The 14627-nt window shown below is 72.5% G+C and carries 11 protein-coding genes and 2 riboswitches; of the genes, 4 read left to right on the top strand and 7 right to left on the bottom strand.

Annotated features, from left to right (window positions below; all coding sequences use genetic code 11):
* Genes B7C62_31355 through B7C62_31375 form a run of 5 tightly spaced genes read right to left on the bottom strand, consistent with a single transcriptional unit; the run spans position 1 to position 5450 of the window.
* Positions 1-810, bottom strand: coding sequence for an enoyl-CoA hydratase (locus B7C62_31355; protein ARF76276.1), 810 nt, complete (start codon positions 808-810; stop codon positions 1-3).
* Positions 807-1736, bottom strand: coding sequence for a 3-hydroxyisobutyrate dehydrogenase (locus tag B7C62_31360; protein ID ARF76277.1), 930 nt, complete (start codon positions 1734-1736; stop codon positions 807-809). The genes B7C62_31355 and B7C62_31360 overlap by 4 nt, the downstream gene beginning before the upstream one ends.
* Complete coding sequence (locus B7C62_31365; GenBank protein ID ARF76278.1) at positions 1733-2800, bottom strand: 3-hydroxyisobutyryl-CoA hydrolase; 1068 nt, start codon at positions 2798-2800, stop codon at positions 1733-1735. The genes B7C62_31360 and B7C62_31365 overlap by 4 nt, the downstream gene beginning before the upstream one ends.
* The gene (locus B7C62_31370; GenBank protein ARF76279.1) at positions 2797-3951 is read right to left on the bottom strand and encodes an acyl-CoA dehydrogenase; all 1155 of its coding nucleotides are present in this window, start codon (positions 3949-3951) and stop codon (positions 2797-2799) included. The genes B7C62_31365 and B7C62_31370 overlap by 4 nt, the downstream gene beginning before the upstream one ends.
* Positions 3948-5450 carry a methylmalonate-semialdehyde dehydrogenase (CoA acylating) gene (locus B7C62_31375; GenBank protein ARF76280.1) on the bottom strand — a complete coding sequence of 501 codons (1503 nt, stop codon included), beginning with the start codon at positions 5448-5450 and terminating at the stop codon, positions 3948-3950. Before B7C62_31375 ends, B7C62_31370 begins: the two co-directional genes overlap by 4 nt.
* 225 nt (positions 5451-5675) lie before the next feature.
* A riboswitch (cobalamin riboswitch) is annotated at positions 5676-5856 on the bottom strand.
* Between the two features lie 212 nt (positions 5857-6068).
* On the opposite strand from B7C62_31375, the gene B7C62_31380 reads away from it, so the two are divergent.
* The gene (locus B7C62_31380; protein ID ARF76281.1) at positions 6069-6878 is read left to right on the top strand and encodes a precorrin-6A synthase (deacetylating); all 810 of its coding nucleotides are present in this window, start codon (positions 6069-6071) and stop codon (positions 6876-6878) included.
* A 280-nt stretch (positions 6879-7158) separates the two neighbouring features.
* Here the strand turns inward: B7C62_31380 and B7C62_31385 are convergent, their stop codons facing one another.
* Positions 7159-7356, bottom strand: coding sequence for a hypothetical protein (locus B7C62_31385; GenBank protein ARF76282.1), 198 nt, complete (start codon positions 7354-7356; stop codon positions 7159-7161).
* Positions 7357-7609: 253 nt separating this feature from the next.
* Positions 7610-7826: riboswitch (cobalamin riboswitch) on the top strand.
* A 161-nt stretch (positions 7827-7987) separates the two neighbouring features.
* On the opposite strand from B7C62_31385, the gene B7C62_31390 reads away from it, so the two are divergent.
* The 3 genes from B7C62_31390 (at position 7988) to B7C62_31400 (ending at position 13540) form a co-directional block, all read left to right on the top strand.
* Positions 7988-10312: a 5-methyltetrahydropteroyltriglutamate--homocysteine S-methyltransferase gene (locus B7C62_31390; protein ID ARF76283.1), complete on the top strand. Its 2325-nt coding sequence runs from the start codon at positions 7988-7990 to the stop codon at positions 10310-10312.
* A gap of 266 nt (positions 10313-10578) precedes the next feature.
* Positions 10579-12117: an aspartate aminotransferase family protein gene (locus tag B7C62_31395; GenBank protein ARF76284.1), complete on the top strand. Its 1539-nt coding sequence runs from the start codon at positions 10579-10581 to the stop codon at positions 12115-12117.
* Positions 12118-12154: 37 nt separating this feature from the next.
* Positions 12155-13540 (top strand): lysine 6-monooxygenase, encoded by a 1386-nt coding sequence (locus B7C62_31400; protein ID ARF76285.1) that lies wholly within the window; start codon positions 12155-12157, stop codon positions 13538-13540.
* Positions 13541-13603: 63 nt separating this feature from the next.
* Here B7C62_31400 and B7C62_31405 read toward each other — a convergent pair whose 3' ends face one another.
* On the bottom strand, positions 13604-14566 hold the full coding sequence (locus tag B7C62_31405) for an electron transfer flavoprotein subunit alpha (protein ARF76286.1): 963 nt from the start codon (positions 14564-14566) through the stop codon (positions 13604-13606).
* Between the last annotated feature and the right edge of the window lie 61 nt (positions 14567-14627).

Below are 14627 nucleotides of genomic sequence, written 5' to 3' on the forward strand. Positions count from 1 at the left end.
TCAGCGGTGGGTGAACTCCGCCGGCCGCTTCTCGGTGAACGCCTTCATGCCCTCCTTCTGGTCGGCCGTCGCGAACACCGCGTGGAACAGGCGGCGTTCGAAGCGGACGCCCTCGGCGAGGGTGGTCTCGAAGGCGCGGTTCACCGCCTCCTTCGCCATCATCGCGACGGGCGCCGACATACCGGCGACCGTGTCCGCGGCCTTGAGCGCCTCCGTCAGGAGATCCGCGTCCGGGACGATCCGGGACACCAGCCCGGCCCGTTCCGCCTCCTGGACGTCCATGTTCCGGCCGGTGAGACAGAGGTCCATCGCCTTGGCCTTGCCGACCGCCCGGGTCAGCCGCTGCGAGCCGCCGATGCCCGGGATCACCCCGAGCCGGATCTCCGGCTGCCCGAAGACGGCCGACTCCGAGGCGATCACCAGATCACAGAGCATCGCCAGCTCGCAGCCCCCGCCCAGGGCGTAGCCCCGTACGGCGGCGATCGTCGGCGTCCGCAGCTGGCCGAGCCGGTCCCAGGCGGTGAACCAGTCGCTGAGATACATGTCCATATAGCTCTGCGGCTGCATCTCCTTGATGTCCGCACCCGCCGCGAACGCCTTCTCGCCGCTGCCGGTGATGACGATGCAGCCGACGCCCGGGTCCCGGTCCAGCGCCTCGGTGGCCTCGACCGTCTCCCGCATGACCTCCAGGCTCAGCGCGTTGAGCGCCTTGGGGCGGTTCAGGGTGACCAGGGCGGTACGGCCCCGGCGCTCGACCAGGATCGTGCTGTACGGGCCGGGGGTGGACGCGGTGCCGTCGTGCTCGCTCATGCGGTGGTGCCTTCCTGCGTTGCGGTGGTGTTCGACGCCGCCCGGATGGCCCGGACGATCCCGGAGAAGTCCTGCTCCGCCCCCGCCCCTTCGGCGAACCGTGCGTACAACTCGGCGGCTCGCAAGCCCAGTTCGGCGTCGATACCGCCCGCGCGCAGGGCGTTGGCGGCCAGGCCCAGGTCCTTCGCCATCAGGGGCGCGGCGAACCCGGGGCGGTAGTCGCGGTTGGCCGGGCTCGTCGGGACCGGGCCGGGGACCGGGCAGTTGACGGTGAGCGCCCAGCACTGGCCGGAGGCCGCCGACGCCACGTCGTACAGCGCCTGGTCGGAGAGGCCGAGGCTCTCCGCGAGGACGAACGCCTCGCTGACGGCGATCATCGAGACGCCGAGGATCATGTTGTTGCAGATCTTCGCCGCCTGCCCGGCGCCGCCCGCACCGCAGTGCACCGCCTTCTTGCCCATCACGGAGAGCAGCGGCTCGGCCTCCGCGAACGCGGCCTCCTCGCCCCCGGCCATGAAGGTGAGGGTGCCCGCCTCGGCGCCCACCACCCCGCCGGAGACCGGGGCGTCCAGCGAGCGGTGCCCGGTCGCCGCCGCTGCCGCGTGGGCGGCCCGGGAGTCAGCCACGTCGATGGTCGAGCAGTCGACGAACAGCGTGCCGGGGCGGGCCGCTTCGAGCAGCCCCTCCGGCCCGTACAGCGAGAGGACATGGCGTCCGGCGGGCAGCATGGTGATCACCACATCGGCCACCGAGGCCGCCTCCGTGGCGGACTTCGCCCGCTCGACCCCGCTCTCCACGGCGGCGGCGAGACAGCTCTCCACCAGGTCGTGGCCGAGCACCCGGTACCCGGCCCGGACGAGGTTGGCGGCCATCGGGCCGCCCATGTGGCCGAGGCCGATGAACGCGACGGTCGTGGTGGTGGTCACCAGGGCACCTCCTGCGGTGAGTCGGCTGCGGCGAGGACGAGTTCCCCGTCGCCGGTCGGTGCGAAGTACCGGGCCACGTCCGCCTCCGTGACCTCCACGAGCGTCCCCGGGGTCCAGCGGGGGGAGCGGTCCTTGTCGATCACCTGGGCCCGGATGCCCTCCACCAGATCGGCGGAGGCGAGGGCCGCGTACGAGACGCGGTACTCCTGCTCCAGCACCCTTTCCAGCGGGCCGAGTTCACGCGCCCGCCGCAGCGAGGCGAGGGTGACCTTGAGGGCGACGGGCGAGCGGCCCAGGATCGTCTTCGCCGCCTCACCGGCCGCCGGGGCGTCCGAGGCGAGCAGCCGCTCCACGATCTCCTCGACCGTGTCGGCGGCGTAACAGTGGTCGATCCAGGGCCGGTCCGCCTCCAGGGTGCCGCCAGGCGCGTCCCGGACATGGCGGCGCAGCACCTCGGTGGGCGCCTCCGTCCGCAGCCCGGCGAGGAACGCGGGCAGCTCGGCCGCCGGTACGAAGTGGTCGGCCAGCCCGCACAGCAGCGCGTCCCGGGCCCCCACCACCGCACCGGTCAGGGCGAGATGGGTACCCAGCTCGCCGGGGGCCAGCGCTAGCAGATACGTACCGCCGACGTCCGGCACGAAGCCGATCCCGGTCTCCGGCATGGCCACCTTGGACCGCTCGGTGACGATCCGGACGCTGCCGTGCGCCGAGACGCCGACCCCGCCGCCCATCACGATGCCGTCCATGACCGCCACGTACGGCTTCGGATAGCGGGCGATCCGCGCGTTCAGCCGGTACTCGTCGCGCCAGAACGCGGCCGACGCCTTCCCGCCCGCCCGGGCGTCCTCGTAGATGGACCGGATGTCGCCGCCCGCGCACAGGCCGCGCTCCCCGGCCCCGGTGATCACGACGGTGGTCACCTCGGGGTCGTGCTCCCACCGGTCCAGGGCCGCCGCGATCGTCTCCACCATGCCGTGGGTGAGGGCGTTGAGCGCCTTGGGCCGGTTCAGGGTCACCACCCCCGTACGCCCCTCGGTGTGGACGAGCACGAGATCCTCGCTCATCGCAGGGCTCCCGTCAGGCTCCGGGCCACAATGACACGCATGATCTCGTTGGTCCCTTCCAGGATCTGGTGGACCCGCAGGTCCCGCACGATCTTCTCGATGCCGTACTCGGCCAGATAGCCGTAACCGCCGTGGAGTTGGAGCGCCCGGTCCGCGACCGCGTAGCCGGTGTCGGTGGCGAAGCGCTTGGCCATCGCGCACAACTCCGGTGCCCCGCCCGCCTTCCGGTCCAGCGCCTCGGCGGCCTGCCGCACCAGGGCCCGGGCGGCGGCCAGTTCGGTCGCCATGTCGGCCAGCCGGAACTGGAGCGCCTGCGCGTCCAGCAGCGGCTTGCCGAACGCCTCCCGGTCCGCGAGATGGGCCAGCGACCGGTCCAGCGCGCTCTGCGCACCGCCCAGCGAGCAGGCGGCGATCCCGAGCCGGCCGCCGTTCAGGCCGTTCATCGCGATCCGGAACCCCTCGCCCTCGGCGCCGAGCAGCCGGTCCGCCGGGATACGCACCCCGTCGAGCACGACCTGCCGGGTGGGCTGCGCGTTCCACCCCATCTTCTTCTCGTTGGCCCCGAACGAGAGCCCCTCGTCGTCCCGTTCGGCAAGGAACGCGGAGATCCCACCGGGCCCGTCGTCGCCGGTACGGGCCAGCACGATGTAGAGGTGCGAGGCGCCCGCCCCGGAAATGAACTGCTTGGTCCCCGTGAGGACGTAGTGGTCGCCGTCGCGCACCGCACGGGTGCGCAGCGCCGCCGCGTCGGAGCCCGCGCCCGGCTCGGTCAGGCAGTAACTGCCCAGCTGCTCCATGGTGCAGAGCGCCGGCAGATACCGGCCGCGCTGGGCCTCGGTGCCGTACTGGTCGACCATCCAGGCGACCATGTTGTGGATGGAGAGGTAGCCCGCGACCGACGGGCAGCCGGTGGCGAGGGCCTCGAAGACGAGAACCCCGTCGGAGCGGGACAGCCCGGAACCGCCGAGCTCCTCCCGTACGTACACACCTCCCAGGCCGAGCCCCGCCGCCTTCCGCAGGACGTCGACGGGGAAGTGCTTGTCCTGGTCCCAGGCCACGGCGTGCGGGGCCAGGTGCTCCTGGGCGAAGTCGAGTGTCGTCTCGACGACCGCGAGCTGGTCGTCGGTGAGCAGGGTGGTCACGGCGCTCATCCCATGGTCGGAATCGTGAAGCTCGCGCCGTCCCGGATACCGGAGGCGGGCCAGCGCGAAGTGACGGTCTTGGTACGGGTGTAGAAGCGGATGGCGTCCGGCCCGTGCTGGTTCAGGTCCCCGAAGCCGGACCGCTTCCAGCCGCCGAACGTGTGGTACGCCACCGGCACCGGGATCGGCACGTTCACGCCGACCATGCCCGTGTCGACCCGCCGGGTGAAGTCACGCGCGATGTCTCCGTCCCGGGTGAAGAGGGCGACGCCGTTGCCGTACACGTGCTCCGAGGGCAGCCGCAGCGCCTCCTCGTAGTCCGCCGCACGGACCACACACACCACCGGGCCGAAGATCTCCTCCTGGTAGATCCGCATCTCCGGGGTGACCCGGTCGAAGAGCGAGGCGCCCGCGAAGAACCCCTCCTCATGGCCTTCCAGGGTGAAGTCCCGCCCATCGACGACCAGTTCGGCGCCCTCCTCCACACCGAGGTCGACATAGCCGCGCACCCGGTCCACCGCGTCCCGGCCCACCAGCGGCCCGAAGTCGGCGTCCGGGTCGTCCGAGCGGCCGATCCGCAGCTCCGCGATCCGCTCGGTCAGCTTGGCGACCAGCGCGTCGGCGGTCTCCTCACCGACCGGCACGGCCACCGAGATCGCCATGCACCGCTCGCCCGCCGATCCGTACCCGGCGCCGATCAGCGCGTCCACCGCCTGGTCCAGATCGGCGTCCGGCATCACGATCATGTGGTTCTTCGCCCCGCCGAAGCACTGCGCCCGCTTCCCGTGGGCGGCGGCGGTGGCGTAGATGTGCGCGGCGATCGGCGTCGAGCCGACGAACCCGAGCGCCTTGACGCGCGGGTCCTCCAGCAGGGTGTCCACGGCCTCCTTGCCACCGTTGACGACGTTCAGGACCCCCGGCGGCAGCCCCGCCTCCAGGAAGAGTTCGGCGAGCCGCAGCGGCACCGACGGGTCCCGCTCCGACGGCTTGAGGATGAAGGCGTTGCCGCAGGCCAGAGCGGGTGCGGCCTTCCAGAGTGGGATCATCGCCGGGAAGTTGAACGGGGTGATGCCCGCGACCACGCCGAGCGGCCGGCGCAGCGAGTGGACATCGATCCCGGCGCCCGCGTTGTCGCTGAACTCGCCCTTCAGCAGATGCGGGACACCGGCCGCGAACTCCACCACGTCCAGACCGCGCGCGATGTCACCGTGCGCGTCGGCCACGGTCTTGCCGTGTTCGGAGGAGAGCAGCCGGGCCAGCGCGTCCTTCTCCTTCTCGACCAGCTGGAGGAAGCGCAGCAGGACCCGGGCGCGGCGCTGCGGGTTCCACTCGCCCCACTCGAGCTGCGCCTCGGCCGCGTCGGCGATGGCCGCCTCGGTCTCGGACCGGCCGGCCAGCGGCACCCGGGCCTGGACCTGTCCGGTGTTGGGGTCGTAGACATCGCCGTACGTGCCCGAGGTGCCGGGCGTGTGCTTGCCGCCGATGAAATGGGTGAGTTCGCGGACCATGGAAGCCTGCTCTCGTCGGTGAGATCGTCAGGAGAGATCCGGGGATGGCGCACGGCTGCCACCGGCCCGCGCACCGGTCGGGTGCGCGAGGACGCGGAAGGGCTGCCGCCGGGAGGGACGCGGAGGGCGGGGGCCGTCAGGGGGCGGGGAGAACCGCTCGCCGGGACGGGCCTGCGGGGCCGTGGGTGCGGACCGGTGCCATGCGTGTCTGCTCCATCCTCGTGGAAACACGGAACATCCCGGGGCCGGTATCCTGACTCCCGGATCAGCGCCCGCCCTCATGCCTTCCCGACGGCTGGTTCGCCGTCAGTGGCGTGTCCTGCGAGGACGAAACTCCCCGGTCACAGTGGCGGGACCGCGCCGGAATCGCACCGGCTTCCCTGACACCACGGGCCTTCGAGGCGACCGGCTCCGGGCCGGTCACCTCTCTGCTCACGAACATATAGTTGGACGTCCTAGTAAGTCCACCCCGCCTCGCTCCCGGCATGTTCGACGGCCCCGCCCCCGGCGAGCCCTTGGTGTCCCCGTCCGCCCCGCCCCCTGCGAGCTCCCGGTGTGACCCGTCCGTCCCGCCCCCCGCCAGGATCGCCCGCCCCCGCCCTGGCATGATCGGCCGATATGAGCGACGCACCGCCACGCCACATCCTCGTCATCGGCATGGGAGCCGGTGACCCCGACCATCTGACCCTCGCCGCGATCAAGGCCATGCGCAGGGCCCAGGTCTTCTTCGTGCTCGGCAAGGGCCGGGAGAAGGACTCCCTGACCCGGCTGCGGCGGGACATCCTGGCCGAGCACCTCACCGGCCCCTACCGGGTCGTGGAGGCCGAGGACCCCTGGCGGGACCGCACCCAGGACGACCGGGGGCGCTACACGACGGCGGTGCACGACTGGCGCCACCGCCGCGCCGACATCTGCGAACGCCTGATCATCGAGGAGCTGGCACCGGGGGAGTGCGGAGCGTTCCTGGTGTGGGGCGATCCGTCCCTGTACGACAGCACCCTGGCGATCCTGGAGGACATCCGGGGACGGGGCACCGTGGCCTTCGGTCATGAGGTGGTCCCCGGCATCAGCAGCGTTTCCGCGCTCGCCGCCCGCCACCGCACCACCCTGAACCAGGTCGGCCGCCCGATCCACATCACCCCCGGCCGACGGCTGGCGGAGGGGTTCCCGGACGACGACGGCGACATCGTCGTGATGCTCGACGGCCACGAGAGCTTCACCCATCTGACGGGCCGGGGCCTGTGGATCTACTGGGGCGCCTATATCGGCACCCCGGACGAACTCCTCGTCTCCGGACCGCTCGACGAGGTCGCCGAGCGGATCAGCCGCGTACGCGCCGAGGCCCGGGAACGGCATGGCTGGATCATGGACACGTACCTGCTGCGGCAGGGACAGGGCCCGGGGACGCCGGGCGGCGCGGGGGCCTGAGGGCGCGGGCGCCTCGGGCGGCACGGGACCCGACGCGGCGCTGACGCCTGAGGCGGCACGGGCGGGGCTTGCGGCCTGAGGCGGCGCGGGCGCTGAGAACGGGCCGGCGCCTCGGGCGCCTCAGGTGGGCCGGGCGCTGCGGGTGCCTCGGGCCCCCGGAGGCGTGGGCGGCACCGGCCGCTGATGGGCCCCGGCCCGTGAGCGGGGGCCCGGACAAGGGGTGGCGGGCCGGGCGAGGCGCGGGCGGCCGCCGCACCTCGTCGTCGGACCCGGCCGGAGGTCAGCTCCGGGACTCGTGCGCCCGGATCACTCCGAGCCCGTGCCCGAGGCTCGGGCACTCGGCGCTCAGGTCGTTGCCCCGCACCAGATAGTTGTCCACGCGCCCGTCGGTGGCGCGCTCCACAGCCCGGTACTGCGTGCCGTTCACGGTGATCGTCCAGCCGTCGCCGTCCTGGGCCCAGCCGACTGTCTTCTTCATACAGCGCTCCCCTTCTCTCCTCGCCGCCGCCGGTCGGCGGCCGTGTATTGGCAAGAAGAACGGCCTGTGACGCTCTGTGGTTCCGGCTCGCCTACGCCATTCGGTTACATCTGGGTCACCGTGCCCGCACGAACTGACCAGGAGTCAGCGAACGGGCGAAGAGGAGCGGAACCCGCGCCACCCGTTCGGGGGCCGTGTCTCATATCACCGTCCGAAGTGTGAACAACGGTGTGCGCCCGGCGGCCGTCCCCTTAGGGTGGCCGGTGCAGCTGGTTCGCCCTGTCCGCCAGACGGGGTGTCGTAAGAGGGAACCCGGTGGGAATCCGGGACTGCCCCGCAGCGGTGAGTGGGAACGACCGCCGTCATACGCACTGGGTCCACGCAGGACCTGGGAAGCGACGGCCAGTAGGTGTCTGCCCCGGCAGACGTGCCCACGAGTCCGAAGACCTGCCCGTTGCCCGCACGCGACCGTTCGCGTGCGGAGTTCCCGGTGACCTCGTGGGCGGGTCGGCGTAACCGTCGGGTGGACGGACACGGTCAACGTGTCGCGTATCCGCCCGATTCGTCACCCCTTCGCGTCCGCGTCCCGTCCCCGGGATCAGCTGGAGACACGCTCGCGAAGGAGAGTCACGTGACAGCGAAGCCCGCAGCCGCGGCAGCACGGGCCACCGTGTACGGCTACCCCCGCCAGGGTCAGAACCGTGAACTGAAGAAGGCCATCGAGGGCTACTGGAAGGGCCGCGTCGACGCGGACACCCTCCGGCAGACCGCCGCCGAACTGCGCCGGGGCACCTGGCAGCAGCTCGCCGAGGCCGGCGTCCACGAAGTGCCGACCGGTGATTTCTCGTACTACGACCACGTCCTGGACACCAGTGTCATGGTCGGCGCTGTCCCCGAGCGGCACCGCGACGCGGTCGCCGCCGACGCCCTCGACGGCTACTTCGCCATGGCCCGTGGCACGCAGGACGTGGCGCCCCTCGAAATGACCAAGTGGTTCGACACCAACTACCACTACCTGGTGCCCGAGTTGGGCCCGGACACGGTGTTCACCGCCGACTCCGCCAAGCAGGTCGCCGAGCTGAAGGAGGCCCTCGCGCTGGGGCACACCCCGCGCCCGGTCCTCGTCGGCCCGGTCACCTACCTCCTGCTCGCCAAGGCGGCGCCCGGGGTGGCCGCCGACTTCGAGCCGCTGACCCTGCTGGACCGGCTCCTCCCCGTATACGCCGAGGTCCTCGCCGACCTCCGCGCGGCGGGCGCCGAATGGGTGCAGCTGGACGAGCCCGCCCTTGTCCAGGACCGCACCCCGGCCGAGCTGAACGCCGCCGCCCGCGCCTACCGCGAGCTGGGCGGTCTGGCCGACCGCTCCAAGCTGCTGGTCGCCTCCTACTTCGGACGGCTCGGCGAGGCCCTGCCGGTGCTCGCCAAGTCCCCGGTCGAGGGGCTCGCGCTGGACTTCACCGAGTCGGGCGCCGGGAACCTCGCGGACCTCGCGGCGGCCGGCGGACTGCCCGGCAAGCGGCTGGTCGCGGGCGTCGTCAACGGCCGCAACATCTGGATCAACGACTACGAGAAGTCGCTCGCCACCCTCGGCACGCTCCTCGGCCTCGCCGACCACGTCGACGTCTCCGCCTCCTGCTCCCTGCTGCACGTCCCGCTGGACGCCGGGGCCGAGCGGGACATCGACCCGCAGATCGCCCGCTGGCTCGCCTTCGCCAAGCAGAAGACCGAGGAGATCACCGTCCTGGCGCGCGGTCTGTCCGCCGGTACCGAGGCCATCACCGCCGAACTCGCCGCCAACCGGGCCGACCTGGCCTCCCGCGCCGGGGCCGCCCTCACCCACGACCCGGCCGTCCGGGCCCGTACGGCGGCCATCACCGACGCCGACGGCCGCCGCTCCCAGCCCTACGCCGAGCGGACCGTCGCCCAGCGGGCGCACCTCGGTCTGCCGCTGCTGCCGACCACCACCATCGGCTCGTTCCCGCAGACCACCGAACTGCGCACCGCCCGCGCCGACCTGCGGGCGGGCCGGATCGACGAGGCCGGGTACGAGGAGCGCATCAAGGACGAGATCCGCGAGGTCCTCTCCTTCCAGGAGAAGGCCGGGATCGACGTCCTGGTCCACGGCGAGCCCGAACGCAACGACATGGTGCAGTACTTCGCCGAGCAGCTCACCGGCTACCTCGCCACCCAGCACGGCTGGGTCCAGTCGTACGGCACCCGCTACGTCCGCCCGCCGGTCCTCGCCGGGGACATCTCGCGCCCCGAGCCGATGACGGTGCGCTGGACGGCGTACGCGCAGTCGCTCACCGAGCGCCCCGTCAAGGGCATGCTCACCGGGCCGGTCACCATGCTCGCCTGGTCCTTCGTCCGCGACGACCAGCCGCTCGGCGAGACCGCCCGCCAGGTCGCCCTCGCCCTGCGCGACGAGGTCAACGACCTTGAGGCGAACGGCACTTCGGTGATCCAGGTGGACGAGCCCGCCCTGCGCGAGACGCTTCCGCTGCGGGCCGCCGAGCACGCCGCGTACCTGGAGTGGGCGACGGAGTCCTTCCGCCTGGCGACCGCCGGGGTGCGGCCGGACACCCAGATCCACACCCACATGTGCTACGCGGAGTTCGGCGACATCGTCCAGGCCATCGACGACCTCGACGCCGACGTCATCAGCCTGGAGGCCGCCCGCTCCCACATGCAGGTCGCCCGCGAACTCGCCGCCCACGGCTACCCCCGTGAGGCCGGACCCGGCGTCTACGACATCCACTCCCCGCGCATCCCGAGCACCGAGGAAGCAGCGGCCCTGCTGCGCAAGGGACTTGAGGCCATCCCGGCCGAGCGCCTGTGGGTGAACCCCGACTGCGGCCTGAAGACCCGGGGGTGGCCCGAGACCCGGACCTCCCTGGAGAACCTGGTCGCCGCCGCGCGGGAGATCCGCGCGGAGCTGCCCACCGAAGCGGCGTGATCCGGCCCGGTACGGGAGCGGCCACCGCCGCTCCCGTACCGGGCACGCCTCCTGAGATCCTGCTGCCCCCGACTCCGGTCGGGGGCAGACCGGTTCGATGGGCGGGCCGAACACCCGGGCGACCGGAGCGCGTTCTTCCCAACGGTGGAGTTAGGTTAGCCTAACCAGCGAATCCCGGTTGTGGATCTTGCACTCCGATCGAAGGGCTTCGCCATGGAGCGTGCTCAGGGCCTGCTGTCCGCCGAACTCCCCCTGGAGCGTGCGGTGTGAGCGCCGGTACGGAGGGCCTCCTCGCGGGCGGCGTCCATGGCCCCGGCCATCTGCGTGCTCTGACCGCCACCGTCCTGGACACGTTGGAGACCGCCGCCCGCGCCCGGGGCGGACCGCTGCCCGCCGGGGGACCGGAAGCCGTGGCCCGGCGGACCCGCGCCCTGTGCGGCCCGGTACTGCCCGAGGAGGGCGTCGGCGCCGAGGCGGCCCTCACGGACCTCGTACGGGCGGTCGCCGAAGGGGCCGCCGACCCGGCCGACCCCGCGTGCGTCGCCCATCTGCACTGCCCGCCGCTCGCCGTGGCGGTCGCGGCGGAGCTGGCGGGAGCGGCACTCAACCCGTCGATGGACTCCTGGGACCAGGCGCCCGCCGCCGGAGTCATCGAGGAGCTGACCACGGCCGCACTGGCCCGCCTCATCCACCCGGCAGCCCTCGCACCGGACGCCCTCATCACCAGCGGCGGCACCGAGTCCAACTGCGTCGCCCTCCTCCTCGCCCGGGAACGGGCGGCCGCGGGACCGCACGACGGCCCCCTGCGGGTGGTGACCGGCGCCAACGCCCACCACAGCGTGCACCGCGCCGCCTGGATGCTCGGCCTGCCCGCCCCCGCCACCGTCCCCTGCCACGACGGCCGCATCGACCCCGCCGCCCTCGACCGCACCCTGGCCGGACTCGGCGGCGGGCCGGTCCTGGTCGTCGCCACCGCCGGGACCACCGACGAGGGCCGCATCGACCCGCTCCCCGAGATCGCCCGGATCGTCGGACGGTACGGAGCCGAGCTCCACGTCGACGCGGCGTACGGCGGGCCCCTGCTGTTCAGCGAGCGCCTGGCGCCCCGGCTCGCGGGGCTGGAGCACGCCGTCTCCGTAACGTTCGACCTGCACAAGCTCGGCTGGCAGCCGGTCGCCGCCGGGGTGCTGGCCGTCGCGGACACCGCCCTGCTCGCCCCGCTGTCCCTGCGCACCGACTACCTCAACGCCGACGACGACACCGAGGCCGGGCTCCCCGACCTGCTCGGCCGCTCGATCCGCACCACCCGGCGCCCCGACGCCCTGAAGATCGCGGCCACTTTCCGCGCGCTGGGCCGCCGGGGACTGAGCGAACTGGTCGAGCACTGCGTCAGTACGGCAGAGGAGTTCGGCCGGGCCGTCGACGCGCGACCCGCCCTGCGCCGCAGGCCCGGCGAGATCGGGATCAGCACCGTGCTGTTCCGGCCGGTCGTGGCCGACGCGCTGGAACCGGAAGCCGGAGACGCCGTCGTCGCCGAGGTCCGCCGCGCGCTGCTCATGGACGGCCGGGCCGTCCTCGGACGAGCGGTGGCGGAGGACGGCGACGGGCGGCACCGGCTCTGGCTCAAGGCCACCCTGCTGCACCCCGTCGCCGCGAGCGCCGACCTGCTGCCCCTGCTCGACCTCGTCACGGAGACGGCGGAACGGGCGGCGGCCGAAGAGGGCCGTGGCGGCGATGGAAGCGGCCGAGGTGGTGGGGGCGGCGGGGATACCGGCGCCCCGGTGACGGAAAGGCTGTCGCCATGACGTTGCCGACGCGCACGAACCCTGTTGGAGGAACCCGATGACGCCCGCACCGCGAACCCCGCCGCTCGATCTGCTGGGGGTGGGCGCAGGGCCCTTCAACCTCTCGCTCGCCGCACTCGCCGACGGCGTGCCCGGCCTGCGCAGCGCCTTCCACGAACAGCGGACCTCCTTCCACTGGCACCCCGGACTGCTCATCGAGGGAGCCACCCTCCAAGTCCCCTTCCTGGCCGACCTGGTGAGCCTGGTCGAGCCCACCAGCCCCTGGTGCTACCTCAATTACCTCAAGATCCGCCGCCGCCTCTTCCCGTTCTACTTCGCCGAGCGCTTCCACATCCACCGCTCCGAGTTCGACAACTACCTCCGCTGGGTGAGCACCGAACTGCCCTCCACCCACTTCGGCCACCGCGTCGACGCCCTCGCCTGGGACGCGGGGGAGGCCGCGTTCGCCGTGGAGTTCACCCGGCTCGGCCCGGACGGCGAGACCCTGGGGACCGGGCTCACCCATGCCCGTAACCTCGCCCTCGGTGTCGGCACCGCACCGTACGTCCCCGAGCCGCTGCGGGCCCTGGCCGCCGACCCGGCGACCCCGGTCCTGCACTCCGCCGACTACCTCGCCCAGCGGGACCGGCTGCTCGCCGCCCGGCACATCACCGTCGTCGGCTCGGGGCAGTCCGGCGCCGAAGTCCTGCTGGACCTGCTGCGCTCGCGGCCCGAGGGAGCGGAGGGGCTGACGTGGCTCGCCCGTACCCCGGCCTTCGCCCCCATGGAGTACAGCAAGATCGGCCTGGAGCAGTTCACCCCGGACTACACGCGCTACTTCCACGGCCTGCCGCAGGCCACCCGGGACCGGCTGCTGCCCAGTCAGTGGCAGCTCTACAAGGGGGTCAGCGGGGACACGCTCGGGGACATCCACGACGAGCTGTACCGGCGCAGCCTCGGCGGCGATTGGCCCGATGTCACCCTCACCCCCGGCATCGAGGTCACCGGAGCCGCCACCACGGACGGCGGTCGCATCGAACTGGCCGTCGAGCACGGCCAGCAGGAGGTCCGGGGCCGGCTCACCACGGACGCGGTGGTCCTCGCCACCGGATACCGGGAGCGCCCGGTCGACACGCTGCTCGCCGCCCTGGACCCGTACATCGTCCGCGACGACGTTGGACGGCCGCAGGTCGACGAGGCCCAACGGCTGGTCCTCGCCCCGGGGATCGACGGTTCGGTCTTCGTGCAGAACGCGGAACGGCACACGCACGGGGTCGGCGCCCCGGACCTGGGCCTGGCCGCCTGGCGCTCCGCCGTCATCATCAACGCGCTGACGGGCAAGGAGACTTACCCGCTGCCGGACCGTACCGCCTTCACCACGTTCGGACTCGGCGCGGAGGTGCGGGGCGCGGTGCCGGACCGCATAGCCGAAGAGCGGCGGTAACACGGCGCTGGGCCGCGCGGTGTGGTCACCGTGCGGCCCAGCGTTGTGGAAGGAGCAGGGGGTTCAGCCCTTGCGGTTGTTGATCTCTTCGGTGAGCTGGGGGACGACGGTGAAGAGGTCGCCGACGACGCCGTAGTCGACGAGGTCGAAGATCGGGGCTTCGGGGTCCTTGTTGACCGCGACGATGGTCTTGGAGGTCTGCATCCCGGCCCGGTGCTGGATCGCGCCGGAGATCCCGGAGGCGATGTAGAGCTGGGGGGAGACGGACTTGCCGGTCTGGCCGACCTGGGAGGTGTGCGGGTACCAGCCCGCGTCCACCGCCGCCCGCGACGCACCCACCGCAGCACCCAGGGAGTCGGCGAGGGCCTCGATCAGGGGGAAGTTCTCCGCCCCGTTCACCCCGCGCCCGCCCGAGACCACGATCGCGGCCTCGGTCAGCTCCGGGCGCCCCGTCGACTCACGCGGCGTACGCGCCGTCACCTTCGTCCCCGTGGCCGCCTCACTGAACGACACGCTCAGGGCCTCCACCGCACCCGCCGCAGGAGCCGCCTCGACGGGGGCGGAGTTCGGCTTGACCGTGATGACCGGAACACCCCGGGACACACGGGAGCGGGTGGTGTAGGAGGCGGCGAACACGGCCTGCGTGGCGACGGGTCCCTGGTCACCGGCCTCCAGATCGGTGGCATCGGTGATGATCCCCGACCCGATACGCAGGGCGAGGCGGGCGGCGATCTCCTTGCCCTCGGCCGAGGACACCACCAGCACCGCCACCGGCGACACCGCGTCATAGGCGGCCTGCAACGCGTCCACCTTGGGGACGACGAGGTAGTCCGCGAACTCGGGGGCATCAGCGGTCAGGACCCGTACCGCACCGTGCTCACCCAGCACACCCGCGGTCGCCTCCGCACCGGCACCCAGCGCGACGGCGACCGGGTCACCGATCCGGCGGGCCAGCGTCAGCAGCTCCAGGGTGGGCTTGCGGACCGCACCGTCCACGTGATCGACCAGAACAAGAACTTCAGCCATGACAACGCACTCCAGACGAGAGAAAGAAGGGGAGGGGCATACGGGCGTGCAGGGAAGGGGC

It is taken from the genome of Kitasatospora albolonga (genome assembly GCA_002082585.1).
GTDB classification, from domain to species: domain Bacteria; phylum Actinomycetota; class Actinomycetes; order Streptomycetales; family Streptomycetaceae; genus Streptomyces; species Streptomyces stephensoniae.

Bases quoted from the DNA above. Each gene is read 5' to 3' on its own strand.
- B7C62_31355 (ARF76276.1), bottom strand. From the start codon at position 810: ATGAGCGAGCACGACGGCACCGCGTCCACCCCCGGCCCGTACAGCACG.
- B7C62_31365 (ARF76278.1), bottom strand. From the start codon at position 2,800: ATGAGCGAGGATCTCGTGCTCGTCCACACCGAGGGGCGTACGGGGGTG.
- B7C62_31370 (ARF76279.1), bottom strand. From the start codon at position 3,951: ATGAGCGCCGTGACCACCCTGCTCACCGACGACCAGCTCGCGGTCGTC.
- B7C62_31375 (ARF76280.1), bottom strand. From the start codon at position 5,450: ATGGTCCGCGAACTCACCCATTTCATCGGCGGCAAGCACACGCCCGGC.
- B7C62_31380 (ARF76281.1), top strand. From the start codon at position 6,069: ATGAGCGACGCACCGCCACGCCACATCCTCGTCATCGGCATGGGAGCC.
- B7C62_31385 (ARF76282.1), bottom strand. From the start codon at position 7,356: ATGAAGAAGACAGTCGGCTGGGCCCAGGACGGCGACGGCTGGACGATC.
- B7C62_31400 (ARF76285.1), top strand. From the start codon at position 12,155: ATGACGCCCGCACCGCGAACCCCGCCGCTCGATCTGCTGGGGGTGGGC.
- B7C62_31405 (ARF76286.1), bottom strand. From the start codon at position 14,566: ATGGCTGAAGTTCTTGTTCTGGTCGATCACGTGGACGGTGCGGTCCGC.